This is a genomic window from Peribacillus sp. AS_2 (assembly GCF_026891895.1).
GTDB lineage: Bacteria > Bacillota > Bacilli > Bacillales > DSM-1321 > Peribacillus > Peribacillus frigoritolerans.
Genome location: NZ_JAPTGA010000004.1, coordinates 347,512 through 372,082, shown reverse-complemented (window position 1 = coordinate 372,082; position 24,571 = coordinate 347,512). Strand labels below are relative to the sequence as shown.

The following is a 24,571-nucleotide window of genomic DNA, read 5'->3' as shown; positions in this document are numbered from 1 at the left end:
ACAAAGGATGGGGGCTGCATGCAGTCCCCATCCTTTTGTTATTTAAAGTCTTTTATGATTTTTAAAAGGGATTCGGAGGCAGTCTTCGGATTATCTGCATTCATGATGGCCGATACGACTGCGGTACCTGATAGTCCGCTATCAGAAAGAGCGGAAATGTTATCGGCAGTTATACCCCCGATGGCTACTGCGGGAATGGATACGCCGCGGCAAATTTCCCCCAGATCCTCAAGTGCCATTAGGGTTGCATCTTGTTTGGTCTTGGTGGGGAAAACGGAACCGACCCCGATATAATCCGCTCCATTTCGTTCGGCTTCGAGAGCTTCTTCAAGAGTGGAGACAGATACACCGACAATCATATCTTCAGGTACCATTTTTTTGACGACAGGCAGTGGAAGGTCATCTTGCCCAATATGAATTCCGTCCGCTCCAACCGCAAGTGCTATATCCACCCGGTCATTGATGATAAGGGGAATGGAAAGCTCATTCAATAACTGTTTTAATGCAGATGCTTTTTCATAAAAGGAGAGGGAGGAATTGTTTTTCTCTCTAAGTTGTACGATCGAGACTCCTCCTGAAACCGATTGTGCAATGATTTTGGTCAATTCTTCTATTGCTATGGACTCTTCCGTAACTAAATACAGGCTTAAATCAATTTGGGACTTCTTCACTTATTTTCACCTCATGCATCCAGATTTCCTTATCCATTCTTGATATGGCATCGATTAATCGCACACGGAAAGTACCTGTTCCTTCATCCTTTTGAAGGGTTGCGGCTGCTAGTTCCCCTGAAATGCTCATTGTTGAGATACCGGCAATTGCTGCAGAATAGAAATCATCGGTGACTCCGGAAAAAGTTCCGATAAGAGCAGTGGACATGCAACCGGTACCTGTAACATTAGTTAAAAGGAGGTTCCCGTTATCGATGATGGACGTATGTTTTCCATCGCTGACCGCATCCTTAGCTCCGCTGACCACGATGATGCTATTCAATTCATTTGCCGCTCGTGCAGCCAGCTCTGCATTGCTAATCGCAAGTTCCCCCGAATCCACCCCGCGAGTAACGGTATCCCCACCTATCAATGACAGGATTTCACTCGCATTTCCGCGAATGATTTGGAAAGTAACCTTACTTAGGAGCTCTTTGACTTGCTCTGTACGATAGGAGGTGGCACCAACGCCCACCGGGTCCAAAATGACTGGGATGTCCAGGGCATTTGCCGTTTTACCGGCAATCTCCATTGCTTCCAAGGCCTTATCATCGATCGTACCGAAATTCAGGACCAATGCATCTGCTAATTTGACCATATCCGCCACTTCTCTTGGGCTCGATGTCATTACTGGTGAACCTCCGATGGCAAGGGTGGCATTTGCACAGTCATTGACCGTAACAAAGTTGGTGATTTGGTGAACGAGTGGTTTCCTTTCTTTTACCTTCATAAATAAATCGGCTGAGGAAACCTTCATAATAAGTCACTCCTTTCTTTTTTTGAATATGAATGAAAATGATGGACAGGTCCATGACCTTTACCGATTGAAAAGCTATTGCGTATCGCTTCGGAAATATAGGTCTTGGCTTGCTCGATCGACACTTGCAATGGCAGTCCATTTGCCAGGTTAGATGTAATGGCGGATGATAGGGTACAGCCCGTACCATGAGTGTTTTTTGTATGAATGCGCTCTCCCTTGATCCAGTGGAAGTCAGTCCCATCATAAAAAAGATCATTTGGATTTCCTGCTGCATGGCCGCCTTTAAGTAAAACGGATTTGGGACCCATTTCTTGTATCGAAATGCATGCCCTGTAGAAATCTTGTTTCGTCCGAATCGGGAAGCCAGTAAGTACTTCCGCTTCTGGTACATTGGGTGTTACAAGATTTGCAAGCGGAAGCAATTCCATTTTTAAGGCAGAGACGGCCTTTTCGTCGAGCAAATGGTGGCCGCTTTTGGAAATCATGACAGGGTCAAGGATAACGATGGCAGGCATGAAGGTTTTAAGGGACGCAGCGACCGTTTCCACGATTTCTTTTGATCCAAGCATGCCTATTTTTACTGCATCGACAGGAATATCTTCAAAGATAGCTGCAATTTGATCCGATATGATAGCAGTTTCAATGGGCTGTACAGAACGGACTTCCATTGTGTTTTGGGCAGTAACGGCTGTGATGGCAGACATTCCAAATACACCATGTGCAGAAAATGTTTTTAAATCCGCTTGTATTCCAGCACCGCCCCCTGAATCAGAGCCTGCGATCGTTAATGCTGTTTTCATAAAAAAACCCCTTCATATAAGTATTTTTTAGCAATATTTTAAGTAATATGAAAGCTAAAATCGCACCTGCGAATGAACTGAACATAAAAGCCGGTAAAAAACCAAAAAGAGCAGCTTTTTCTCCCAATAGGAGGGTTGCAAGCGGATAACAGGCCAGGGAACCGAGAAAGCCGGTCCCGATCACTTCCCCTAAACAGGCGAATTTTAAGCTTTGTGTTTTTCGGTAAAGGATGGCGGCCAAAAGTGCACCAATCATGCTGCCGGGAAAGGCGAAAATTGAACCGGTACCAATCATGTTTCTAATAATGGAAACTAAAAAAGCTTGTGTCACCGCATATGCAGGCCCCAATAGAACCGCCGTCAGGACATTTGCCAGATGTTGAATAGGAAAGATTTTTGCAAATCCTGCAGGGATGAAAATAAATGAACTGGTAAGCGTCGTTAAAGCCGTGATCATGGCAGTCAATGTCAGTTTCTTGATAGGGTTCATCCTCATGTCAACCACCTACAGAGGCCAATCCTGCTCATTTTGAACCATGTCCCAGAATAAATATTCATATCGGGAAGTAACCAAAAAGTGCTTTTCTAATCTAAGAAGTTCCTTTTCAGGCATGCCTTCCGTCAATTCTTCCAACAAAGCGATTAGCCACTTGTGTGCTTCCCCGAATTCAGGAGATGAATAGGACCTTATCCAATCTGCGTAGCGATTGTTTTCCAGTGCTGCTCCATTTTGTTCTTTTAATAGCAAACCGATTTCATAATAATCCCAAGCGCAGGGCAGGAGACAGGCGATCAAGTCTGCCAAAGTCCCATGCTGAGCTGCATTTAGCATGTAACCTGTATAGGCTAGAGTGGTTGGAGTAGGTTCTGTATTTTCCAATTCCTTGGAGCTGATCCCGAATTCGGAAGCATAATGCCGATGAATATCCATTTCCACTTGAAGGGTTTCATTTAAAATGCTCGCAAATTTTGACATAGTTTCGATGTTATGGGCTTTGATGACACCTAAAGCAAAGAGCTTGGAATAATCCATGAGATAGACATAGTCCTGCTTCAGGTAATAGGCAAATTTCTTTTCAGGAAGTGTGCCGTTTCCAATTGCTTGGACAAAGGGATGTGAATGGTTCCTTTTCCAAATCTCTTTTGCCCGTGCATGCAGTCTATCACTGAATGTTTCTAATTTTGTATTCTCCATTGTTCATCCTCCTATAGAATGGCTCCCTTTACCTTTGTTAAATAAAAAACCCCGTTCCTGAATACGGAACGGGGTAGATGGATATAGTCTGTAAAATGGACGATATCATCCACTTCCCTCCGCCGGTATGAGCCGGTTCAGGTTCAAAGGGTCCGGAACTAATTCCATCTCAGTCTTAAAAAAGACTCCCCTAGTGGTGTGAATTGTATGTAATTACTGACATCATATCAGAAAGACAAGAAAATGCAACCCGTATTTGAAAGAGGAATCACTTTATGTCCAGGAAAAAAGGGAGAACCAGGTAATTGACTTTTGAAGATTATTAGGATAGAATCATTTCTACATCATTATATATTGAATTCTTATCCAGAGAGGTGGAGGGACTTGGCCCTAAGAAACCTCGGCAGCGGACCCGTTTAGGGAACTGTGCTAAATCCAACAAGCATATGCTTGGAAGATAAGAAGAGCCGAACGGACACTGTCAGCCTCTTCTTAAATTAGAAGGGGCTTTTATTTTTGGGAAATAACGTTTAGTGACATACTAGAAAAGGTATATATAATTTGGTGAAATCAAACAAGTTGATAAAGTTTAGCTAACTAGAAGCAGGCACTAGGACGGAAAGGAGCCATTTACATGGCAGAATTATTTAAGAGGATTGAACAGAGGAAGGCAAAACTCATTGAAGAGCTATTGGCCAATGGAGTATACAAAACCTCTGATGAAAGGCACCTTTATGATGCCCCATTAAAAGTACTTGAAGATGAATATAAGATTGTTATAAATAGACCTAATAACGAGTCACCTTCTGAATGGATGACATAGTAATCGGAATACAATATTTGGATTTTTGGATAAGGGATATGATGTAAGCATTCGCAGTCTACACTAGTGGATGCTTTTTTTGCGTTTATTAGAAAACGACACAAATTATACATAATTAAATAACAAAATAGGTGTTTTGTCACATTTGACCTATAAAATAACACATTTAATTTCTGGAAAATAGTTGATTTTAACTAGTGATTTCATTATGATAAAAGTGTAAAAATATTGAATAAATGGGAGGTGTCTATGATGCATTGCCGTAAGGTAACTATAGAAAAAGTTGAAGAGAAGAGACAGGAAATGATAAAGTTGGGAGCGATTTACGGCTTAACAAGTCTGCTGACTGTACAAGCCAGCCAAGAATTGGATACGCTATTGAATGCGTTAGCAAGTAAAAGAGATTCTGAATATTTTTCTCTTCAAGAAGCATATAGGTATTTTTAAATTAGCAATTCGACCTGTATTAATCTAAAAAAGCTACTGCTCAAGGCAATAGCTCTAAAGAATTATATTTAAATATCGACACGTTTACCTAGAATGATCAAATCCCGCTCAATGCCATCCATCTCGGCAACTTGAGGTAAATGTGCCCATTCTTCAAACCCGAATTTAGAAAAAAGCTTAAGGCTTGGTGTATTATGGGCGAAAATGAAACCCAATAAAGTCTTAACACCTAATTTTGGACTCAATTCAATTGCCTTTCGAATCGAAATTTGTCCAATTCCTTTTCCCCGGAAATAATCATCAATGTAAATGCTGATTTCGGCAGTGGAATTATATGCCGGTCGGCCATAAAAGGATTGAAAGCTCATCCATCCAGCGGTTTTCCCTTCTATAGTAATGATATATAGCGGTCTACTTTCTGAATGATGTTCCTCAAACCATTTAACCCTCGATTGGACGGATACAGGTTCCGTATCTGCCGTGACCATCCTTGAAGCAATTGTCGAATTATATATTTCAACAATTCTGGGTAGATCAGATAGTTCTGCCTCTCTAAACTCTATGTGTTCTTCCATGATTTAAACTCCTAACTATCATTTATTCAATCTCCAGAATGAAGGGTAATCCCGTTTTTGGTTTTAGGGACGTTGAATGAAACCCAATCCATTGAAAGTTTTATATTATCATACACTCTTTATTCTTTATCTGACAATTCTTTTTTATGTTAGTACTGCAGATTTTTTGGGTATGAACAAGATTAAATACTTCTAGTAAAAAGACAAGAGGAGAACCAAATGAAAAAATTGGCAGGTATATTGATTATCGTATTGGTTATATGTTTTGCTGCATATGAATTTCAGGCCTCGGAGTCGGAAGATGTGCAAAGGGTCATGGCTTTTGGAGATTCATTAACCTATGGAAAAGGGGATAAGGACGGGGAAGGATATATAGATGGCCTTGAAGATGAATTGAATAATCCCCAATCGGAGCAAAAAGTAAGTTTTTGGAATTACGGTATTAAAGGCCAGGAAACGGATGGGGTGATGAAACAGCTAGATGATTACCGAATTAAAACGAAACTTGATGAAGCCGATACTTTCATTGTTTTTATTGGAACGAATGACTTGATCAATAGTAATGGCGGGAACTTGGAGAAAATAAGTGACCGAAAAATCAATGAGGGTAAACGGGAATATATCAACCATCTGAAAAAGATTACATCAACACTGATAGAGGCAAACGATAAAGCGGATATTCTGGTAATAGGACTATATAACCCAATTAAAGACAATCAAAAACTTGAACAGCACATTCGCGATTATAACGAGTCAATAAAGGGATTAGCCGATAAAGGTGAAAGGATGTTATTCATTCCTACAAATGATCTTTTTGAAGATGAAAAGAAAACAAAGTATTTCAGTGATAAGTTACATCCGAATGAAAAAGGGTATCAGCTCATTGCGAATCGGGTTTTGGAAAGTTATGATTTCAAATGAAGCCAACCATGCACAGAAAGGCTTTCTGTGCATGGTTGCCTGCTAAGTTGCTAGGTATTTGATATCGCTTAGTTGAGGGAACTGTAAGTCATGGAGCTGCTTGTATCGGCCGTTGTTTTGCATTAACTGGTCATGTGTTCCTTTTTCAAGAACCTGCCCTTTTTCCAGAACAATGATTTGATCGGCGTCATGAATGGTCGATAAACGATGTGCAATGACTATTGAAGTCCGTTTTTTCATTAAACGTGACAAGGCTTGCTGGATCAAATGTTCAGATTCTGTATCCAAGGCAGCCGTTGCTTCATCGAGAATGATGATTTGCGGATTTTTCAAAAGTGCCCTGGCAATGGCAATGCGCTGTTTTTGTCCGCCTGAAAGCTTGACTCCGCGCTCTCCGATCTGAGAATCATAACCATCAGGAAAGGCACAGATAAAGTCATGCGCATTTGCCGCTTTGGCGGATTCGATGATTTCATAATCTGTAGCATTAAGTTTGCCATACACGATGTTATCACGAATGGAACCATTGAATAGAATGATATCCTGAGAAACAATTCCCATTTGTCCCCGTAATGACTTCAGTGACACATCTTTGATATTATGTCCATCCATTTTAATCGTTCCATTTTGCGGATCATAAAATCGGATCAGTAGGCTCGTGATGGTCGATTTTCCTGCGCCGGAGGAGCCGACCAAAGCGGTTACTTGACCAGCTCTCATGGTCAGGTTTAGATTGCCGAGAACAGGAACAGTCTCATCATAAGCAAAGTCAACACTTTTAAACTCAATTTTCTTTATTATGGCATGGAGTTCAATGGCATTTCCCTTGTCACTTATTTCAGGTTGGGTTTCCAATATTTCAGTTATCCGCTCAAAGGCGGCGGCTGATTGCTGGACAATGCTGATTACCCGGCTAAAATTGCGAACGGGACTCTGCAGCAACCTCAAATAGGCAAGAAAGGCCACGATTAATCCTATTGTGAATTCACCTTCCATCACTTGCCAAGCACCGAACACAATGACTGCTACAAGACCGATATTGTTCAATAAATCAATAATCGGCCCGAACATGGAACGCAGCCGAACGGACTTAAGGTTTGCAGTCATATTTTCCTGATTACGCTCCGCAAACCGCCTTGATTCGAATTCTTCATTTGTAAAAGATTAAATGAGCCGCATTCCTGAAATCGAATCCTGTAACTGGTTGCTGACATCTCCTGCGGAACTTTGTACAGACCTAAATGACATCCTGATGCGTTTCCCGAATACCCTTGTGATATAGAACATGAAAGGGAATGTAATAAGAAGGACAATGGTAAGCTTCCAGTTAATGAAAAGCATATATACCGCTACGGCAATGAAGGTCACCGTGTCAGTCAAAACCTGAAGCATGCTCGAAGAGATGAGCTGCTGCAGTAAATTGACATCATTGGTCAACCGCGACATTAAGTCACCAGTCCGGTTTTTATCAAAGAATTTCATATCCAGTGTTTGAATATGTTCATACATGCTATTGCGTATATCCATGATGGCCTTTTGACCGACCTTGGAAACGATATAGCTGTTAAAGTAGTTCAGTATAGCCAATAAGATTGCAGCACAAAGAATTCCTGCACCAATCCAGATCAACGAGTCATATCTTTTTTCGGGAATGATTTTATCAATCGTAACCTGTGTCAATTGGGGGATGGAGAACTCAAGCAATGAAATGAAAAGCATGATACATAAAACCAAAGAGCAAAACTGCCATTTCGATGGGACCCGATTGAACATTTGTTTAAGCATCAACCATATGCTTCCTTTTGAGGGCATTGCATGTATTGCACTGCGCCCTTTGTGGCTGAATGGAATATGTCCTCCACTCATAACGATCACTCCTATTTTACTGTCCTAGATGATTTTTGCCTTTATGACTATCATAGGGCTTTTCGAAAAATAGACAACTTTTAATCGGTTCGTTTTGTCAAAAAAAGAATTAATATTTTACACTTTCCTATAGGACATGGAATAATTAAAGGAGATTAGCGAGGCTGATAAGAGGAGATGCTAAAATGAATGAAAATGAAAAAATCAGGGGAGAACTTTTAAATGCGGTCAACGGACTATCGGATGAACAGCTGAACGCCCAACCTGAAACAGGAAGATGGAGCATCATCCAGGTTTTGGATCATTTATATTTAATGGAGAGGGCCATAACAAAGAGCATTTCCGATAAATTGAAAAGCGATGAAAGCATTCCTGCTGTGGATAAACCGATAGAACTTACGTTAAATCGTAAAATGAAGGTCCAGGCCCCGCCATTTGTCACTCCGTCGGAATCATACCAAACTTTGAGTGAAGTTAAGGAGAAGTTGTCCGAATCCCGAAAAGCTTTTGTACATGTCGTTGACCATGCAAAGGAAATTGATCTCGAACAAAAGTCTTTTCCGCATCCTTTGTTCAAAGATTTAAGCCTGAAGCAATGGATTCCGTTCGTGGGACTGCATGAAAAGCGGCATTTATTGCAAATTAAAGAATTAAAAGCAAAGTTATAATAGAAGAAAAACTCATCCGTCTCTGGTTGAGTTTTTCATTTTCAGATATATATTTTCGTAAAGGAAGGATTTTTTAAGTGAAAGCCACTTGGATAAGGACATGTTTGGTATTGGGCTTTTTCGGATTGCTGCTGTGGCTATTGTTCAAGTATATGCTTCCGCCTGATCTAGACGAAATCGAACTGACTGACGAGCTGAATCCGATCGTAGCCGAAAAAAAAGACGAGCTCATTCAACTGGCTAAGGACAAAGGCATCCCGGTAATCATTACGGCCGGATTCCGGTCTTTAGCCGAGCAAAATGAACTCTATGGAAAGGGCCGATCAGACCCGGGCAACATCGTAACGAATGCAAGAGGTGGCGAGTCGCTGCATAATTTCGGTTTGGCGATAGATTTTGCCCTCATTAACAAACAAGGCGAGGCCATTTGGGATATGAGTTATGACGGTAACGATAATGGAAAGTCAGACTGGATGGAAGTCGTAACAATCGCTAAAGGGTTAGGTTTCGATTGGGGAGGGGATTGGGCAGGGTTCAAGGATTATCCGCATTTACAAATGACATTTGGCTTAAGCCTGCGTGAGCTGCAGCAAGGCAAGCAGCCAAAAGGGCAGTGAAAGTGGTTGGCTTCATCATAAGCCGCATAATTTTGACTAAAAGCAGGAAAATAAGCATGTGAATTGCTTTACAGGTAAGAATTCGATAAAGTGAACTAGTGAGAAATCAGACATAAAGGAGTGCAGTCACCATGGAAGAAACAAAAAATTGCCGGGACTCTTTGGTCATAAAAACAAGCCTGGTCCTCCCGCCGGATACAAATAATATTGGTACGATGTTCGGAGGCAAATTAATGGCATACATTGATGATGTAGCGGCTATATCAGCCATGCGTCATGCGCGAAGCAACGTCGTTACAGCATCAACTGATTCCGTCGATTTCCTGCACCCTATTCACGAAGGAAATGCAGTTTGCCTTGAAAGCTTCGTGACTTATACGGGCAGAACATCAATGGAAATCATCGTAAAGGTGATTGCAGAGGATTTAGTTACAGGAGCCCGAAATTTATGCGTCATTTCCTTCCTGACATTTGTTGCCATTAATGAAGAAGGTAAACCAATTCCTGTTCCCCGTTTGGTTCCGGAAACGGAGATGGAAATGAATTTAAATGAATCAGCAAAACAACGGGCCCAAATAAGGAAAAAAAGAAGGGAAGATACACAGTTCATTGCAAGTACTTTCGGTGTGAAACTTCCATGGACCGATCAATCAAATCCAGGATTATATAAATAAGATAGGCATCCCTTCAGCCGTTTTTATTGATGATCGAGACCATATGGAACGTGAAAAGACGCTTGGATAATTCCAAGCGTCTTGTTTATGTTCCCTTGTTAGGTCTTTTAGTCATCGCTAGCTAAAATACCAAAGAAGCGCAAGATGTTAATGAATAGGTTAATGAAATCAAGATATAGATTCAACGCCATGAGCGGTACTTCTTCGGCTGTTACCCCGTAATGCTTCATTCGATTGAAATCATATAAAATATAACCGCTGAAAACTAAAATCCCTATAAATGAAAAGACCAGCATGGCTGTAGAACTTAATGGAAAGAAAATGTTGAAAATGCTAATGACGACTAAAGCTAGCAAGGCCGCAAATAACATCCCCCCCAAGAATGAAAGGTCCCTTTTGGTGGTTGTGGCATAAACCGCCAGTCCTCCAAATACGACTGTCGTCGTAACACCTGCCAGGATCACCACATTTGCCCCTGCTGCGGCTAGGTAGTGGGCAATGATCGGATAGGTCGTAATTCCGGAAATCAACGTGAAAATATACAAAAATGTGTAACCGATGGCTTTTTTCCTTCGCAATATGAATGCTCCAATCAACATGGCAATCTCAAGTATCGCCAGGGGAAGAAACAAGGATGGCGGAACAAGAGTGCCGAGAGCCATACCTAAAACGGAAACGGCAAGAGATAAAGCGAACGTCCGCATGACGGACGGCATATATGTTTGTACAGTTTGTGAATACATTCAATCACCCCATCATTTATTTTCTACCGTTTTCTACGAATCTGTTTTAAAAAGGTTTCATTGCATACAATGAAAATTTGGTGTTTTTTTAAAAGTATTGAAATATATATGAAGTAATTACCTTTTCTATGATATTCTTACAAATATACTAATTTTTCTGAAATATTAAAATACTTTAAACGAAACCTTTCCGCGGTAAGTAAAGCGCTAAGGTAATAAATTGACATAAACTTCAAAAAAAGCTATCTCGAAATAATAAATCCGAAATTATTGATTCTATATATTTAATAGGACTTCAAAACTTTACTGTATAACAGTTATAAAGGAAACGTTTTTATGTTGCAGAAAATTATTCCTAAAGTTATAAAATATGAAAAAAATGTGATTATTTTCTATAAAAACTATTGTATAATTGTAAAAAAATGATTAAAATTTTAAATAATTATCAGAAGATTAATTATTTTCCCGATAAAATAGTTTAGGGGGAGCAAGGATGAAGAAAGCTATTTTACAAATAGAAAACCTAACTACCTCATTTCGAATCGGTAACAAATATCATGCAGCGGTGGATGATGTTTCGTTTACGGTGAATGAAAATGAAATTGTAGCAGTTGTTGGAGAATCAGGGTGTGGAAAGAGTGCATTGGCCTTATCCATCATGCAATTACATAATAAGCAAAGAACGAAATCCGAAGGAGACATCAATTATAAAGGCCAAAATCTCCTTAAGTTGAATGATGTACAAATGAATAAAGTCCGTGGTAAGGAATTGGGGATGATATTCCAGGAACCCTTAACGGCATTGAACCCGCTCATGACCATCGGAAAACAGATCGAGGAGAATCTTGATTACCATACTGAACTCTCCAGTGCTGAAAAAAAGAATAGGACGATCGAACTTTTGACACAAGTGGGAATTCCATACCCTGAACGGACGTACAAGCAATATCCGCATGAGCTCTCGGGCGGAATGCGGCAAAGGGCTATGATCTCGATTGCCATTGCTTGCAACCCTGCACTGGTCATCGCCGATGAACCCACGACGGCTTTGGATGTTACGATCCAAGCGCAAATACTTGATCTGCTGAAGGATATCCAAAGCAGGACAAAAATGGGGATCATCTTAATTACACATGATCTGAGTGTTGTAGCAGAGGTCGCTGACAGGATCGTTGTCATGTATGCAGGTCAGGTAGTGGAAACGGGAAGTGTTAAAGAGATATTCAGCAATCCGCTGCATCCATATACAAGGTCATTATTGAATTCGATTCCTTCGGCCGCAAACGAGAAAAACCGTTTGCATGTTATCGAGGGAATCGTTCCATCGATAGCCAAAATGGATCGGATCGGATGCCGCTTCCAAGATAGGATTCCATGGATACCAAAACATGCGCATGAAGAGACACCCCGGCTTCACGAAGTGGGCAACGGTCATTTTGTCCGCTGTACCTGCTATAAAGCATTCTATTTTCAAGCTGAAGGAGATGCATCGGCTCATGACATTACTAAAATTAGATAATCTAAAAGTGCATTTTCCAATAAGGGGCGGTTTTTTTCGAAGGGTGGTCGATCACGTAAAGGCAGTTGACGGTGTCTCCTTTGAGTTGCAGCAAGGGGAAACATATGGTTTGGTCGGGGAATCCGGAAGCGGCAAGTCCACGACAGGCAAGGCAGTGGTCAAACTGAATGAGGTGACATCCGGACAAATCCTGTTTGAAGGCAGGGATTTAGCATCTTTAAGTAGAAGAGAAATTAAACCGTTCAGAAAAGATATCCAAATGATTTTCCAGGACCCGTATTCATCATTGAATCCGAAGAAGAGGGTACTTGACATAATTGCCGAACCGCTGAGGAACTTCGAACGGTTATCCCCTTCAGAGGAAAAGAAAATCGTACAGGACTTCTTGGACAAAGTCGGACTGAGTCCGGAATCGATTCACAAGTATCCTCATGAATTTTCTGGGGGGCAGCGCCAGCGAATCGGGATTGCCCGATCATTGACATTGAAACCTAAACTGATCATTGCGGATGAACCGGTGTCAGCACTGGATGTTTCCGTTCAGGCACAAGTATTGAATTTTCTTCAGGATCTCCAACAGGAGTTCAATTTGACTTATTTATTTGTCGGGCATGATTTAGGTGTAATCCGGCATATGTGTGACCGGATGGGCGTCATGTATCGAGGTAGATTGGTAGAGGAAGGCAAAAGCGAGGAAATCTATGAAAATCCCCAACATATATACACGAAGCGCCTGATTGCCGCCATTCCTGATTTGGAGCCGGAAGTTCGCGAAGATAAAGTGCAGCTTAGAAAAAAACTCACCTCGGAATATGAGTCTACCTACTCAAAATATTTCGATGAGAATGGACGTGCTTACGATTTGAAGCCAATCTCATCGACACATAGAGTCGCATTACAATAAGGAGGTGGAAGGAATATGTGGAAATTTATCCTAAGACGATTATTAGTAATGATCCCGCAGCTCTTTTTATTAAGCATCATCGTTTTCATGATGGCAAAAGCAATGCCGGGAGATGCACTGTCCGGCCAGGAAATCAACCCTAGGGCCAATCCAGCCGAGCTTGATAGGATCAGGGAAGAGCTGGGTTTGAATGATCCTTGGTACCAACAATATCTAAGGTGGGCATCCAATGCAGTACAGGGGGATTTCGGTGTTTCCTATACACATAAGACGCCCGTTATGGATGTGATCGAAGACAGGCTTTGGAATACGGTGTTCCTGGCGTTGGTCACGCTGATCTTTACATATATGCTTGCGATACCATTAGGCATACTTAGCGGAAGGTATAACGATACCTGGGTGGATAAAACCGTTACGGGTTATAGCTATTTAGGGTTTGGCACGCCAATTTTCATTTTTGCTTTAATCATGTTATTCGTTTTCGGATTTGCCCTTGATTGGTTCCCGTCTGGAGGCAGTGTCGATTCAAAAGTGGATGAAGGAACATTCGCCTATGTTGTAAGCAAGATCAATCATTTAATTTTACCAGCGTTAAGTACAGCTTTAATTGCAACCACAAGTACGATCCAATATTTGCGAAATGAAATCATCGATAATAAAATCAAGGATTTCGTAAGGACAGCGCGTTCGAAGGGAGTGCCCGAATCAAAAGTGTATTCACGGCATATCCTGAGAAATTCCTTTTTACCGATAGCGGCATTCTTAGGTTATGAAATTACTGGATTGGTCGGCGGCGCGGTCATAATCGAGACCATTTTCAGTTATCCGGGACTTGGGCAGCTTTTCCTTAGTTCAGTCAGTCTGCGGGACTTCAGTGTTGTCACGGCCATCGTCATGATGACGGGATTTGCCACTCTGCTTGGCACCCTTCTTTCGGACATCATACTTAGTGCGGTCGATCCGCGCATACGGATAGAATAGGAGCGGGGTGAGTCGTATGGAAATGAAAGTGGAAACCGGTAAGAACATACAAGTTAATGATGTGAGCCCTTCAGGTATCAAGATCATCTGGCAGGAAATCAAGAAAGACAAGCTTGCCATGGGCTCATTGATTATATTGGCAGCCATATTGCTTTTTGTTTACGGTGCGTCGTTTTTCATGGACGCCAAGGAAATAGCCAAGGTCGATTTTCTCTCCATTTATTTGGAACCATCCTCAGACTATTGGCTTGGAACCGATTATGGCGGCCGGGATGTATTCGGCCAACTGATAATCGGTACCCGAAATTCATTCACGATCAGTTTATTCATTACATTATTCACGGCTATCATCGGTTTATCATTAGGGCTTCTGGCGGGCTACTTCGGCGGGGCAACCGATAATGTGATCATGCGTATCATCGATTTCGTGATTGCCCTGCCACAAATGATGTTCATCATCGTTGTAGTCGTGATTGTGCCGATCTTCAATGTATATGTTTTCATTTTAATCATGACGATGTTTTTATGGACAGGAAAGGCACGGCTGATTCGTTCAAAGGCTTTGTCTGAGCGTGAGCTGGATTATATCCACGCCTCACAGACACTTGGGACGCCACATTGGAAAATCATCCTGTTTCAACTTCTGCCCAATGTCAGTTCATTGATCATCGTCAACTTCATTTTGAACCTTGCAGGTAATATTGGCTTAGAATCCAGTTTGACTTTCTTAGGGTTCGGCCTTCCGGAGAGCACACCGAGTTTAGGGACGCTCATCAGTTATGCTCGAAATCCAGATGTTCTGGAAAACAAGTGGTGGATATGGGTACCCGCATCACTCATGATTTTAGTGTTGATGCTGAGTATAAATTTCGTTGGTCAAGCGTTAAAACGCGCCGCCGATGCAAGACAAAGAAGAGGATAAAAAAAGGGGAGTGTATGATATGAAAATCAAAAGCTACAGTAAGGTATTAAGTGCATTGGCCATTTCGTCTCTACTGCTTGCTGCATGTTCGAATGATACGGAGAAATCGTCAACGAAAGAGAAAAAAGGGAAAGATGTCGAACAGGTCGATACCTCTAAATTCCCGACAAAGACGACAAATCAAGGAGAGCCGATTAAAGGCGGCCATTTGACATATGGTTTGGTATCAGATACCCCGTTTGAAGGGATATTAAACAAAGTTTTCTATCAAGGTGAACCCGATAATCAAGTTATTACATTCTTTGATGAAGATTTATTGGATACGGATGAAAACTATGTATATACGAATGAAGGTGCCGCTTCCTATGAAATATCGGACGATCATAAAACGGTCACGCTGACGATTAAGGATAATGTAAATTGGCAAGATGGAAAGCCTGTGACAGGTGCCGATTTGGAATATGCGTACCTTGTCATGGGAAGCAAAGATTACAAAGGTGTCCGCTATGATGAACAAATGGCTTTGATCGAGGGTATGGAAGAGTATCATGAAGGGAAAGCCGATAAGATTTCAGGCATTAAAGTCGACGGCAAGAAAATCATTTTCACATTCAAAAAGGCGAATCCTTCCGTCACGACTGGATTATGGACATACCCGCTTCATAAAGAATACTTAAAAGATGTTCCGATTGCAAAGCTGGAATCTTCTGATAAAATTCGTAAAAATCCGATTGGTTTTGGACCATTCAAAGTGAAGAAAATCGTTCAAGGGGAAGCAGTCGAATTCGAAGCAAATAAAGATTATTACCGCGGTGAACCTAAATTGGACAGTATCACATTGAAAGTCGTGAATCCGTCTATTGTCGTCAAATCACTTGAAAAGGGTGACCTCGATGTAGCTGAGGTCTTGGCTGAGCAATATGATCAGGCCAAGGAATTGGATAATGTCGAGTTATTGGGGAAAGTTGAATTGGCTTATTCCTATATTGGTTTCAATTTCGGCTACTATGATAAAGAAAAAGAAGAAAATATTATGGATGAGAATCCGAAATTCGGGGACAAACGCCTTCGTCAGGCGATGGCATATGCCATCAATAATGAAGAAGTTGGCGAAAAGATGTACAAGGGTCTGCGCTTCCCTGCCAACTCTGTCATTACCCCGAACTTTAAATATAACAATAAAGATTTAAAAGCATATGAATATAATCCTGAAAAAGCAAAAAAACTTTTGGATGAAGCAGGATTTGTAGATACGAATAATGATGGCATTCGTGAAGATGCTGATGGAAAAGAGTTCAAAATCAACTTTGCTTCCATGAGCGGTTCCGATGTTTCTGAGCCACTGGCAAGATATTATATCCAGCAATGGGAACAAGTAGGGTTGGACGTCGAATTGCAGGATGGAAGGCTGCATGAGTTCAATTCATTCTACGACCTCCTGAAAAAGGATAATGACGAAGTTGATGTTTATTCAGCAGCATGGGGCGTCGCTTCAGATCCGGATCCATCAGGAATATGGTCCAGGTCTGCAGAATTTAACTATACCCGCTGGGTGAGTGAAAAAAATGATGAGCTTCTTGCTAAAGGGATTTCAGAGGAAGCCTTCGATGATCAATATCGAATCGATACGTATAATGAGTGGCAAGAATTGATTCATGAAGAGGTTCCGGTCATTCCGACATTATTCCGTTATCAATTGGCTGGAGTGAATGAACGCGTTACAGGTTACGATTATCTCGCAGGCCGTCAATATCAATGGCATAATGTTGGGGTAACGAAATAATTTAAGCTGACTATCGGCCGCCTTTATGGCGGTCGATTTTTTTGCGTTTCAATGGAGTGGATAAAGGTTATATAGATAATAGTAAGTAATTGGAAGGGTGATATTGATGGAAGTGAGAAATCCTAATGAAACAAAGAGAGAGTTAGAAATATTGTTTACTGAATCGGTTGGCCGTTTACTGAAACCTCTCGAAGAGGAAATCATTGCAGACATTGTAGCCTATCCAGACGAAAAGAGAATTGCCTTCTTGGAATATATGAAGGAAATGTCCAACAAACAAAGACAATTGAAATAAGTTGAACTTTCATCATGAAGGAGGTTTTTTTGTGAGAAACGAAGATATGGACAGATACAAGGTATGGCGCGAGAAGTGGAAAAGAAGAGTGAATATGGAGAATTTAGCGTTATATGGAATTGCAACATTAGCTATGGCCATCTTGCCTGTCATGGCTTTTATGAGTTAAATCTATTAAAGGGCCGCCTTTTGGCGGTCTTTTAATATGTTAAAAGCTGCCATGGAAAGATATAATGAACGAAGAGGAAAGGAGAGATATGCATGAGCATGATCGAAGAAAAAGAAATCGTAGCTTACATAAAAGAATTGGTGTCCATACCAAGCCCCTCTGGCTATACTGAGCAAGCCATTAAATATGCTGCCGATTTCATGGAGCGGAGGAAGGTCACTTACAACATCACGAATAAAGGGGCATTGCTTGCTACATTAAAAGGCGAAGATGATGGCAAACATCGCTTGCTGACTGCCCATGTCGATACACTGGGGGCCATGGTAAAGGAAATCAAGGCGAATGGCCGCCTTAAATTGACGATGATCGGCGGTTTCCGCTGGAACTCGGTGGAAGGGGAGTATTGTAAAATCCATACAGCTGACGGAGCCATCATCACCGGGACCATTTTAATCAATCAGACCTCTGTCCACGTATATAAAAATGCCGGGGATGCGAAGCGTGATGATGAGACAATTGAGGTCCGGATAGATGCTGTCGTGAAAACCAAAGCGGAAACCGAGGCCATTGGCATTTCTGTTGGAGATTTTGTCTCCTTTGAACCGAGAGTGGAAGTGACGGATACAGGCTTTTTGAAATCAAGGCATTTGGATGATAAAGCTAGCGTGGGCATCCTCCTTCATATCATAGACCTCATTTCCGCAGGAAAGATAAAATTGGCATATACGACCCATTTCCTGATTTCCAACAATGAAGAAATCGGCTATGGCGGTAATTCCAATATCCCTGAGAAAACAGTCGAATATCTTGCTGTCGATATGGGCGCAATCGGTGATGGACAAACGACGGATGAATTCAGCGTTTCCATTTGCGCAAAAGACTCCTCGGGTCCTTATCATTATAAACTGCGTCAGCATCTGGTCTCACTTGCCCAAGCAAATGCCGTCGACTATCGCGTCGATATTTATCCATATTATGGTTCGGACGCTTCCGCTGCCATCCGGGCCGGATATGATGTCGTACATGGCCTGATCGGACCGGGAATCGATGCCTCACATGCCTTCGAGCGGACACATGTCTCTTCATTAAAGCATACAGCCGATCTGATTTTGCATTATATCCAATCAGAGTTAGTATAATCGTGAGAAAAGCCCGCACTCCTATCATAGAAGTGCGGGCTTTTACTTGTTTTTTAGGATATTTCATTAAAGTCGTGAGTTTGGTGCGTAATACTCGTGAATTTCGGTGTTTTACTCGTGAGTTTCGGTGTTTTACTGGTGAATGTCGCTCAAATACTCGTGAATGACAAATTATAATGATAATTCTTGTGGAGGTTCACCATTGTTGTTCATCAACCGTATGCTTTCCGGCTTAATTTGCAGAATTAAATAATTTGGATCTTTCGGACCTTCGAACCACTTTTCAAAGGATTCATTCCATAATTTATCTTTCAGTTCCTGTGAATCGTTTATTTTCGAGGTACCTGAGATCTCCAGGTAAGAATCGCCCAATCCTTCATTATCATAGCCAATCAGGATATGAACATTAGGGTTCTTTTCAATTTCGTCGATTTTTTCCGTCTTTCCGCTCGTTGGTGTGTATAAAGTTAATTCATCGTTAAAAAATGTCATATAGCGTGAATGTGGTTTGTTGTTTTCAACTGAAGATAAAACCCCTATTTTATGATCACGGATGATGTTCAATACTTTTTCTTTTATTTGGTTTTGGCTCATTTTTATACACTCCTTTTATTTTTTACTCTATTACTTTTCCTCTTTTTTCATTAAGTTAAACAAAATTATGCAGTTTGCCATTTTTATGAATGAATACTGAAAGAAGTTGCCATACTAGTCATTATGTGTTCTGTTTAGAGCAATTTCATGATGTGAATCCATTTGTAAAGGTGAGTATGATGAATGAATTGTGGTGAATTACTTATCATTGGCGGGGCAGAGGATAAGTGCCTCGAAGGTGAAGTATTAAATAAATTTGTAGAGCTTGCAACCCATAGCGAAGGCGGAATAGGAATATTGCCTACAGCGAGTGAAATTCCTGAGGAAGTGAGTACAGAGTATATCAAGATTTTCAGGGATTTAGGTGTGGACAGGGTGGAAGTGATCAAGCTGGATTCAAGGCAGGATGCAGACGATCCGGCAATTTGTGAACAGCTTGCATCTTTTTCCGCCATCTTCATTTCAGGGGGAAACCAAAGCCGATTGTCTGAACTGATTGGAAAAACAAAGTTCCACGATGCCCTTTCTAAAGCCTGGCATGAAGGAATGGTGATTGCAGGGACAAGTGCTGGTGCTTCGATTTTAGGTAAGTATATGATCGTTGCTGCTGACACGATGCTGAATGACAATAAGTTAAAGGTTGAAATTGGCGAAGGTTTCGGCTTCCTGGACGGACTGATAATCGATCAACACTTTTCCCAGCGTGGCCGTTTTGATCGTCTGTTAAGTGCAATAGCAGGGAAAAAAGAAATTATGGGTATTGGCATTGATGAAAATACAGCAATTTTAGTTAAAGACGGTCATTTTGAAGTAGTCGGCCAACATCAAGTATTGGTTCTTGATGGCAGCACCAGTGATTATATCAATATCACATCTTCTGATAATGGCAGTGAAGAGTTGACTCTTTCGGGATTCAACCTTCATGCACTAACCAGGGGATACCGTTTTGACCTGCTTACAAGGAAATTGTTGATGAAAAAGGGGATCCAACAATGAAGATCAATCGAGTCCGTTATTTAAAAGGACCTAATTATTTTGCTTATACACCTACGATTTGCATTGAATTGGATATAGGGGAACTGGAACAGAAACCATCTGATTCAATACCTGGATTCAATGAAAAATTGTTAAAGGTGCTCCCGAACTTGGGAAGCCATACATGTTCAAAAGGGTATCGAGGCGGATTCGCCGAAAGGCTGAGAAAAGGAACATGGATGGGACATATATTGGAGCATATGACGATTGAGCTTCAAAACTTGGCCGGAATCGAAGCCATTCGGGGAAAAACGATAATGATGGAAAAGAAGGGTTTTTATTATGTTACCTTTGACTATCAGGAGCCTCACTCAGGTCTTCAAGCTTTTTTAGCAGCAAAAGATATCGCGGAGGCCATCCTGAATGGTGAAAAACTTATAAATGTACAATCTTATGTAAAACAAATAGAGCAGTTATATTATAAAAATAAGCTGGGGCCAAGTACCGAAGCCATTTTTAAGGCAGCGCAAGCAAAAGATATCCCTGTCGAGCGAATGGGTGATGAAAGCTTATTGCGTTTAGGAACTGGTGCAAGGCAGAAGTATGTCCAGGCGACAATCTCTAGCCAGACTTCGAATATTGCGGTTGAGAATTCATGTGACAAAGCATTGACCAAATCCATTTTAAGAGGATGTGGCCTCCCTGTACCTGAAGGGGAAGTTGCCCATTCCATTGAAGATATCTTTACCTCGGCGGACAGGCTGGGTTTTCCGCTGGTCATAAAACCGTATAATGGGAGACAGGGTCAGGGTGTCATCACCCATATCAAAAATAAGGATGAGCTATTCAATGTGATCAATTGTTTGGAGTTGCATGTGGAGAAGTATATTATCGAACGGCATATTGAAGGACATGATTATCGGTTACTGATAGTTAATGGAGAACTTATCGCCGTCAGTTTGAGGCTTCCACCTTATGTTATTGGCAATGGCAAGGAAACGATACGCAGTTTGATAGAAAAGGAAAATTGTAATGATTTGCGGGGAGAAGGTCATGAAAAGCCGATGTCAAAAATCCCACTTACACATACCGTGACGTGTTACTTGGAAAAATCGAATCGGACGCTCGATACGATTCCGAATCAAGGTGAATTGGTTCAAGTTGTCGGCAATGCAAATCTTTCGACTGGCGGAAAGGCAATCGATGTAACGGACCAGGTTCATCCGACCATTAAGAATATGGCTGTTGCAGCTGCGAAAGCGATTGGTTTGGATATCGCCGGAATAGATTTTATTTGTGAGGATATATCAAAACCGATCGAACATTCAAAGACTGCAATTATTGAAGTGAATGCTGCACCGGGAATTCGAATGCATCATTATCCGAGTGAAGGGAAAAAAAGGGATGTAGGCAAAGCCATTGTCGATTATTTATTTCCGACCAGGGAAGAGGCGGCCATACCGATAATTGCAGTGACAGGAACAAATGGCAAGACGACAACAACCAGATTGATTCATTATTTTCTTACTAATGAAAAAACAAAAGTTGGGATGACAAATTCTGATGGAGTATATATCGGCGATGAGGTATTGGATCACGGTGACTGCAGTGGCCCTGTCAGTGCAAGAATGGTATTGGCCCATCCTGAAGTCGATATTGCCGTATTGGAAACGGCCCGGGGCGGGATTCTGCGTGAAGGTCTTGCTTTTCGTAAATGTGATGTGGGGATCATCACCAATGTAAGTGAGGATCACCTCGGCCGTGATGGAATCGATACATTGGATGATCTCATTAAATTAAAGAGGCTGGTAGCTGAAGTCGTAATGAAAACAGGCTATTGTGTACTGAATGCAGATGATCCGAATGTAGCTGCCATGAACGCTTATACAGATGGGGAGGTCATTTACACCTCTACAGATGCCACCCAGCCTCACGTGCAAGCTGCGATAGATAAGGGATGTAAAGTTTGGTACGTCAATGAAAACGGCGTCATTTGTCATTCAGCTGATGGAGTCATCCATCCATTTATGGATTGCACCATGGTTCCAATTACGATTTCCGGCATGGCACGTCATAATATCGCCAATTTACTTCAGGCATTAGCCGCAGCCGAAACACAAGGCATTTCCATGGAAGAACTAAGAAGGAAGGCTGCCACATTTATGCCTGATACGAATTTGTCCAAAGGACGGTTCAATTTGAAAAAGTTGAAAGAGCGCACGATCATCATCGACTATGCCCATAATGAAGCGGGATTGAAGGCCATATTCGAAACGGTCAGTGCCTATAACAAAAATCATCTTATCACTGTTTTGGCAGGGCCGGGGGATCGTATTGATGAAGAACTTATCAGACTCTCCAAGGTAGCGGCCATTAATTCCGATCTGTTCATCATTAAAGAAGACGATGATTTGCGGGGGAGGGAGCCGTTAGAAGTAGCCGGGCTGCTTCAGGATGCTGCGGTAGAAGCTGGGTTACAAAAAGATCGGACATTCATCGAACCTAATGAATTGGACGCATTCATAAAAGCCTGGGAGAAATCACAACCGGGTGACCTATTATTGTTCTTTTACACGGATTTCGAATATGTAGAGAGATTTTTCGAAAAGGTTTCAACAAATCCGTTGCCGAAGAAATAAAACAAAGTGATCTCACCAAGGAAATCGCTTCACTTTCCAGCGTAAGTGGAAAATGAATGTAAGAAAAAAGCTAATCCAAATGGATTAGCTTTTTTTCATGACCGTTTCATTTGCAGCCGGGACAGCGGCATGATCTTTTTTATATATTCGCTTAAGCACGATTGACTGAACAATCATGAATATACCACCGATTGACCAATATAGTGGCAATGCAGCAGGAGCAGAGAAAGAAATGAATAAAATCATTGCTGGTGAGAGCAAGCTCATCATCTTCATTTGTTTCTGCTGTTCTTCCGGCATTTGTCTCACGGAAATGGCCGATTGGAAGTAATAAATGACACCAGCGATTATCGCCATGGCAATATTCGGCTGACCTAGGCTGTACCAAAGGAAACTATGGGTCGCAATTTCATGGGAACCTTGAATCGCATAATAAAAGCCCATTAGGATCGGCATTTGAATTAAGAGCGGCAGACAGCCCATGTTTAAAGGGTTGACTCCATGTTTTTGGTAAAGCTGCATCATTTCCTGCTGAAGGGCCTTTTGTTTAGCAGGATCTTTCGTCTCTTTGATTTTCTGCTGGATTGCTGTCATTTCTGGTTTTAGCCCATTCATCTTCGTCTTCATGCTAAGCTGTGTTTTGTATTGTTTGGCAGTCAGTGGTAGCAAAACAAGGCGAATCAAAAATGTCATCATGATGATGCTTAAACCATAGTTGCCATTAAATAAACCAGCATTGAATTCCAGCATTTTTGTCATGGGATTAACCAATGCAGTATGAAATGGACCGCTCGTTGCTGCAGAGCAGCCAGTCAAAAGGGTCGTTGCCAAAAATAGGACGGCAATTAAAAACATGTTTTTCTTCTTCAATATAATTTCCTCCTCGAATTGTTAATGTTTAAACAACTAGAAGGAGGCTTGGCTCATCGGAATCATCTGGTGAATCTTTTTGCCGGATAAAGGTGAAAAAGCGCTGTGCACCGCGCCAGTCAAAGGTGCTGCCTGTATGAACAGGGGATTTACTTTTATCTGTATGAACGGAAGCTTGATATTTGTCATTCAAGAGCGATTGCTTTTTATTTAAGAAGTAAAACGCGGCCAGTGGAAAGACAAAGGTAAATAAGTAACCTGCCCATACCGCATGGCGAACGGTTTGATAATCGAATTCTAATAATAATTCCCACATAGGAATCCCTCGTTTTTTCTAAGATAAGAAAATTTGTCCAAAAATGATTTAGGGCCTGACATGACTTTTGACCACATTTAAATCATTACCAACACTATATCAATTCTAGGGCAAGAAAGCTAAAAAATATAGGGGTTTTTTCAAAAAATAAACAGGGAATATTTTCTGATGCATAAATTTCAAAAATAGATCAAATGGAAATCAAATTCGAGACCGTTCAGAGCAAAGGTTGCTTAAATGGTCATTCGTCTACATACGGATAAATGGAAGTTCAAATTATGAGGTGAAAAGGTATGAAACCATACGATTCATTCAATCAACAGAACGACCATAACGGTAATGAACGAAATGCACATCTCCGAAATATGGACAATCATTTCATGGAAGGGGCATATCCATTAGAGAATCAGATGATGGAAGTAAGGACTCCTCCTGGCCCGCCTGTCCGTCCTATGGAGGGGGCCAGCCACCGCCTCGGCCGCCGCACGGAGGAGGACCGCCTCATATAGCTCCGCCATTATTCACACCACAACTTCTTGAAGGAATGTATAAGGCAAGCCGTTCATTTTGGTTTTACCCAACATATGTCGGATATAATTCAGTTGCAGGTTATCGTTGGAGACGAAGTCAACAGCGATGGGCCTATTATGGGACGGACGCGCATGA

Annotated in this window: 28 protein-coding genes, 1 pseudogene and 2 riboswitches; of the genes and pseudogenes, 17 read left to right on the top strand and 12 right to left on the bottom strand. The window is 41.5% G+C overall.

The window, feature by feature from the left end; genetic code table 11:
- Window positions 1–38: 38 nt before the first annotated feature.
- Genes thiE through tenA form a run of 5 tightly spaced genes read right to left on the bottom strand, consistent with a single transcriptional unit; the run spans window position 39 to window position 3,465 of the window.
- Window positions 39–671 (bottom strand): thiamine phosphate synthase, encoded by a 633-nt coding sequence (gene thiE, locus OTG27_RS09715; RefSeq protein ID WP_063577004.1) that lies wholly within the window; start codon window positions 669–671, stop codon window positions 39–41.
- Window positions 652–1,467: a hydroxyethylthiazole kinase gene (thiM, locus tag OTG27_RS09710; protein WP_268936786.1), complete on the bottom strand. Its 816-nt coding sequence runs from the start codon at window positions 1,465–1,467 to the stop codon at window positions 652–654. Before thiM ends, thiE begins: the two co-directional genes overlap by 20 nt.
- Window positions 1,464–2,270: a bifunctional hydroxymethylpyrimidine kinase/phosphomethylpyrimidine kinase gene (thiD, locus tag OTG27_RS09705; protein WP_268936785.1), complete on the bottom strand. Its 807-nt coding sequence runs from the start codon at window positions 2,268–2,270 to the stop codon at window positions 1,464–1,466. Before thiD ends, thiM begins: the two co-directional genes overlap by 4 nt.
- Complete coding sequence (gene thiW, locus OTG27_RS09700) at window positions 2,239–2,760, bottom strand: energy coupling factor transporter S component ThiW (RefSeq protein ID WP_063577812.1); 522 nt, start codon at window positions 2,758–2,760, stop codon at window positions 2,239–2,241. Before thiW ends, thiD begins: the two co-directional genes overlap by 32 nt.
- A gap of 15 nt (window positions 2,761–2,775) precedes the next feature.
- Window positions 2,776–3,465: a thiaminase II gene (gene tenA / locus OTG27_RS09695; protein WP_268936784.1), complete on the bottom strand. Its 690-nt coding sequence runs from the start codon at window positions 3,463–3,465 to the stop codon at window positions 2,776–2,778.
- A 97-nt stretch (window positions 3,466–3,562) separates the two neighbouring features.
- Window positions 3,563–3,667, bottom strand: a riboswitch (TPP riboswitch).
- Window positions 3,668–3,824: 157 nt separating this feature from the next.
- Window positions 3,825–3,929, top strand: a riboswitch (SAM riboswitch).
- A 170-nt stretch (window positions 3,930–4,099) separates the two neighbouring features.
- Between tenA and OTG27_RS09690 the strand changes: the two genes are divergently transcribed.
- Window positions 4,100–4,288 (top strand): Fur-regulated basic protein FbpA, encoded by a 189-nt coding sequence (locus OTG27_RS09690; RefSeq protein WP_034314291.1) that lies wholly within the window; start codon window positions 4,100–4,102, stop codon window positions 4,286–4,288.
- 252 nt (window positions 4,289–4,540) lie between these two features.
- Window positions 4,541–4,735, top strand: coding sequence for an aspartyl-phosphate phosphatase Spo0E family protein (locus OTG27_RS09685; RefSeq protein ID WP_106027738.1), 195 nt, complete (start codon window positions 4,541–4,543; stop codon window positions 4,733–4,735).
- A gap of 68 nt (window positions 4,736–4,803) precedes the next feature.
- On the opposite strand, the gene OTG27_RS09680 is transcribed toward OTG27_RS09685, so the two are convergent.
- Window positions 4,804–5,310: a GNAT family N-acetyltransferase gene (locus OTG27_RS09680; protein WP_034314287.1), complete on the bottom strand. Its 507-nt coding sequence runs from the start codon at window positions 5,308–5,310 to the stop codon at window positions 4,804–4,806.
- Window positions 5,311–5,529: 219 nt separating this feature from the next.
- On the opposite strand from OTG27_RS09680, the gene OTG27_RS09675 reads away from it, so the two are divergent.
- On the top strand, window positions 5,530–6,231 hold the full coding sequence (locus OTG27_RS09675; RefSeq protein ID WP_268936783.1) for a DUF459 domain-containing protein: 702 nt from the start codon (window positions 5,530–5,532) through the stop codon (window positions 6,229–6,231).
- A gap of 42 nt (window positions 6,232–6,273) precedes the next feature.
- Here OTG27_RS09675 and OTG27_RS09670 read toward each other — a convergent pair whose 3' ends face one another.
- Window positions 6,274–7,086: an ABC transporter ATP-binding protein gene (locus OTG27_RS09670; RefSeq protein ID WP_268936829.1), complete on the bottom strand. Its 813-nt coding sequence runs from the start codon at window positions 7,084–7,086 to the stop codon at window positions 6,274–6,276.
- 81 nt (window positions 7,087–7,167) lie between these two features.
- Window positions 7,168–7,950 (bottom strand): annotated as a pseudogene (locus OTG27_RS09665) (ABC transporter transmembrane domain-containing protein); the annotation flags it as partial.
- Window positions 7,951–8,282: 332 nt separating this feature from the next.
- On the opposite strand from OTG27_RS09665, the gene OTG27_RS09660 reads away from it, so the two are divergent.
- The 3 genes from OTG27_RS09660 (at window position 8,283) to OTG27_RS09650 (ending at window position 10,056) form a co-directional block, all read left to right on the top strand.
- The gene (locus OTG27_RS09660) at window positions 8,283–8,765 is read left to right on the top strand and encodes a DinB family protein (protein ID WP_187050677.1); all 483 of its coding nucleotides are present in this window, start codon (window positions 8,283–8,285) and stop codon (window positions 8,763–8,765) included.
- 77 nt (window positions 8,766–8,842) lie between these two features.
- Window positions 8,843–9,382 (top strand): M15 family metallopeptidase, encoded by a 540-nt coding sequence (locus OTG27_RS09655; protein WP_374941249.1) that lies wholly within the window; start codon window positions 8,843–8,845, stop codon window positions 9,380–9,382.
- 131 nt (window positions 9,383–9,513) lie between these two features.
- On the top strand, window positions 9,514–10,056 hold the full coding sequence (locus tag OTG27_RS09650; protein ID WP_034314279.1) for an acyl-CoA thioesterase: 543 nt from the start codon (window positions 9,514–9,516) through the stop codon (window positions 10,054–10,056).
- A gap of 107 nt (window positions 10,057–10,163) precedes the next feature.
- Here OTG27_RS09650 and OTG27_RS09645 read toward each other — a convergent pair whose 3' ends face one another.
- The gene (locus tag OTG27_RS09645) at window positions 10,164–10,799 is read right to left on the bottom strand and encodes a Bax inhibitor-1/YccA family protein (protein WP_034314277.1); all 636 of its coding nucleotides are present in this window, start codon (window positions 10,797–10,799) and stop codon (window positions 10,164–10,166) included.
- Between the two features lie 493 nt (window positions 10,800–11,292).
- Between OTG27_RS09645 and OTG27_RS09640 the strand changes: the two genes are divergently transcribed.
- From OTG27_RS09640 to OTG27_RS09605, 8 genes are all read left to right on the top strand, one after another.
- Window positions 11,293–12,318 carry an ABC transporter ATP-binding protein gene (locus OTG27_RS09640; RefSeq protein ID WP_268936782.1) on the top strand — a complete coding sequence of 342 codons (1,026 nt, stop codon included), beginning with the start codon at window positions 11,293–11,295 and terminating at the stop codon, window positions 12,316–12,318.
- Entirely contained in the window at window positions 12,296–13,222 is a 927-nt protein-coding gene (locus tag OTG27_RS09635; protein ID WP_053534228.1) for an ABC transporter ATP-binding protein, read from the top strand. The genes OTG27_RS09640 and OTG27_RS09635 overlap by 23 nt, the downstream gene beginning before the upstream one ends.
- Before the next feature lie 15 nt (window positions 13,223–13,237).
- Window positions 13,238–14,203, top strand: a complete 966-nt coding sequence (opp4B, locus tag OTG27_RS09630; RefSeq protein WP_095679419.1) for an oligopeptide ABC transporter permease — start codon at window positions 13,238–13,240, stop codon at window positions 14,201–14,203.
- 22 nt (window positions 14,204–14,225) lie between these two features.
- Entirely contained in the window at window positions 14,226–15,125 is a 900-nt protein-coding gene (locus OTG27_RS09625; protein WP_370028930.1) for an ABC transporter permease, read from the top strand.
- A gap of 19 nt (window positions 15,126–15,144) precedes the next feature.
- Window positions 15,145–16,908 carry an oligopeptide ABC transporter substrate-binding protein gene (opp4A, locus tag OTG27_RS09620; RefSeq protein WP_268936781.1) on the top strand — a complete coding sequence of 588 codons (1,764 nt, stop codon included), beginning with the start codon at window positions 15,145–15,147 and terminating at the stop codon, window positions 16,906–16,908.
- A 106-nt stretch (window positions 16,909–17,014) separates the two neighbouring features.
- Window positions 17,015–17,203, top strand: a complete 189-nt coding sequence (locus OTG27_RS09615) for a hypothetical protein (RefSeq protein WP_034314269.1) — start codon at window positions 17,015–17,017, stop codon at window positions 17,201–17,203.
- A 31-nt stretch (window positions 17,204–17,234) separates the two neighbouring features.
- Complete coding sequence (locus OTG27_RS09610) at window positions 17,235–17,372, top strand: hypothetical protein (RefSeq protein WP_170956470.1); 138 nt, start codon at window positions 17,235–17,237, stop codon at window positions 17,370–17,372.
- Window positions 17,373–17,470: 98 nt separating this feature from the next.
- On the top strand, window positions 17,471–18,511 hold the full coding sequence (locus OTG27_RS09605) for a M42 family metallopeptidase (protein WP_268936827.1): 1,041 nt from the start codon (window positions 17,471–17,473) through the stop codon (window positions 18,509–18,511).
- Window positions 18,512–18,682: 171 nt separating this feature from the next.
- On the opposite strand, the gene OTG27_RS09600 is transcribed toward OTG27_RS09605, so the two are convergent.
- Window positions 18,683–19,105, bottom strand: coding sequence for a pyridoxamine 5'-phosphate oxidase family protein (locus tag OTG27_RS09600; RefSeq protein WP_053534231.1), 423 nt, complete (start codon window positions 19,103–19,105; stop codon window positions 18,683–18,685).
- A 183-nt stretch (window positions 19,106–19,288) separates the two neighbouring features.
- On the opposite strand from OTG27_RS09600, the gene OTG27_RS09595 reads away from it, so the two are divergent.
- Together OTG27_RS09595 and cphA are read left to right on the top strand one after the other, a co-directional pair.
- Window positions 19,289–20,101 carry a cyanophycinase gene (locus tag OTG27_RS09595; RefSeq protein ID WP_268936780.1) on the top strand — a complete coding sequence of 271 codons (813 nt, stop codon included), beginning with the start codon at window positions 19,289–19,291 and terminating at the stop codon, window positions 20,099–20,101.
- Window positions 20,098–22,719, top strand: a complete 2,622-nt coding sequence (gene cphA, locus OTG27_RS09590) for a cyanophycin synthetase (RefSeq protein WP_268936779.1) — start codon at window positions 20,098–20,100, stop codon at window positions 22,717–22,719. Before OTG27_RS09595 ends, cphA begins: the two co-directional genes overlap by 4 nt.
- 84 nt (window positions 22,720–22,803) lie before the next feature.
- Here the strand turns inward: cphA and yidC are convergent, their stop codons facing one another.
- Window positions 22,804–23,589, bottom strand: coding sequence for a membrane protein insertase YidC (yidC, locus tag OTG27_RS09585; RefSeq protein WP_222620141.1), 786 nt, complete (start codon window positions 23,587–23,589; stop codon window positions 22,804–22,806).
- A 28-nt stretch (window positions 23,590–23,617) separates the two neighbouring features.
- Window positions 23,618–23,905 (bottom strand): hypothetical protein, encoded by a 288-nt coding sequence (locus tag OTG27_RS09580; protein WP_034314256.1) that lies wholly within the window; start codon window positions 23,903–23,905, stop codon window positions 23,618–23,620.
- Between the two features lie 293 nt (window positions 23,906–24,198).
- Between OTG27_RS09580 and OTG27_RS09575 the strand changes: the two genes are divergently transcribed.
- Window positions 24,199–24,414 (top strand): hypothetical protein, encoded by a 216-nt coding sequence (locus OTG27_RS09575; protein ID WP_268936778.1) that lies wholly within the window; start codon window positions 24,199–24,201, stop codon window positions 24,412–24,414.
- Window positions 24,415–24,571 lie beyond the last annotated feature (157 nt).

Bases quoted from the DNA above. Each gene is read 5' to 3' on its own strand.
- OTG27_RS09580 (WP_034314256.1), bottom strand. From the start codon at position 23,905: ATGTGGGAATTATTATTAGAATTCGATTATCAAACCGTTCGCCATGCG.
- OTG27_RS09615 (WP_034314269.1), top strand. From the start codon at position 17,015: ATGGAAGTGAGAAATCCTAATGAAACAAAGAGAGAGTTAGAAATATTG.
- tenA (WP_268936784.1), bottom strand. From the start codon at position 3,465: ATGGAGAATACAAAATTAGAAACATTCAGTGATAGACTGCATGCACGG.
- OTG27_RS09650 (WP_034314279.1), top strand. From the start codon at position 9,514: ATGGAAGAAACAAAAAATTGCCGGGACTCTTTGGTCATAAAAACAAGC.
- OTG27_RS09575 (WP_268936778.1), top strand. From the start codon at position 24,199: ATGAAACCATACGATTCATTCAATCAACAGAACGACCATAACGGTAAT.
- OTG27_RS09690 (WP_034314291.1), top strand. From the start codon at position 4,100: ATGGCAGAATTATTTAAGAGGATTGAACAGAGGAAGGCAAAACTCATT.
- OTG27_RS09635 (WP_053534228.1), top strand. From the start codon at position 12,296: ATGACATTACTAAAATTAGATAATCTAAAAGTGCATTTTCCAATAAGG.
- thiM (WP_268936786.1), bottom strand. From the start codon at position 1,467: ATGAAGGTTTCCTCAGCCGATTTATTTATGAAGGTAAAAGAAAGGAAA.
- cphA (WP_268936779.1), top strand. From the start codon at position 20,098: ATGAAGATCAATCGAGTCCGTTATTTAAAAGGACCTAATTATTTTGCT.
- OTG27_RS09680 (WP_034314287.1), bottom strand. From the start codon at position 5,310: ATGGAAGAACACATAGAGTTTAGAGAGGCAGAACTATCTGATCTACCC.
- thiW (WP_063577812.1), bottom strand. From the start codon at position 2,760: ATGAACCCTATCAAGAAACTGACATTGACTGCCATGATCACGGCTTTA.
- OTG27_RS09660 (WP_187050677.1), top strand. From the start codon at position 8,283: ATGAATGAAAATGAAAAAATCAGGGGAGAACTTTTAAATGCGGTCAAC.
- OTG27_RS09625 (WP_370028930.1), top strand. From the start codon at position 14,226: ATGAAAGTGGAAACCGGTAAGAACATACAAGTTAATGATGTGAGCCCT.
- OTG27_RS09640 (WP_268936782.1), top strand. From the start codon at position 11,293: ATGAAGAAAGCTATTTTACAAATAGAAAACCTAACTACCTCATTTCGA.
- opp4A (WP_268936781.1), top strand. From the start codon at position 15,145: ATGAAAATCAAAAGCTACAGTAAGGTATTAAGTGCATTGGCCATTTCG.
- OTG27_RS09645 (WP_034314277.1), bottom strand. From the start codon at position 10,799: ATGTATTCACAAACTGTACAAACATATATGCCGTCCGTCATGCGGACG.
- OTG27_RS09600 (WP_053534231.1), bottom strand. From the start codon at position 19,105: ATGAGCCAAAACCAAATAAAAGAAAAAGTATTGAACATCATCCGTGAT.
- thiD (WP_268936785.1), bottom strand. From the start codon at position 2,270: ATGAAAACAGCATTAACGATCGCAGGCTCTGATTCAGGGGGCGGTGCT.
- OTG27_RS09595 (WP_268936780.1), top strand. From the start codon at position 19,289: ATGAATTGTGGTGAATTACTTATCATTGGCGGGGCAGAGGATAAGTGC.
- OTG27_RS09675 (WP_268936783.1), top strand. From the start codon at position 5,530: ATGAAAAAATTGGCAGGTATATTGATTATCGTATTGGTTATATGTTTT.
- OTG27_RS09685 (WP_106027738.1), top strand. From the start codon at position 4,541: ATGCATTGCCGTAAGGTAACTATAGAAAAAGTTGAAGAGAAGAGACAG.
- opp4B (WP_095679419.1), top strand. From the start codon at position 13,238: ATGTGGAAATTTATCCTAAGACGATTATTAGTAATGATCCCGCAGCTC.
- OTG27_RS09605 (WP_268936827.1), top strand. From the start codon at position 17,471: ATGATCGAAGAAAAAGAAATCGTAGCTTACATAAAAGAATTGGTGTCC.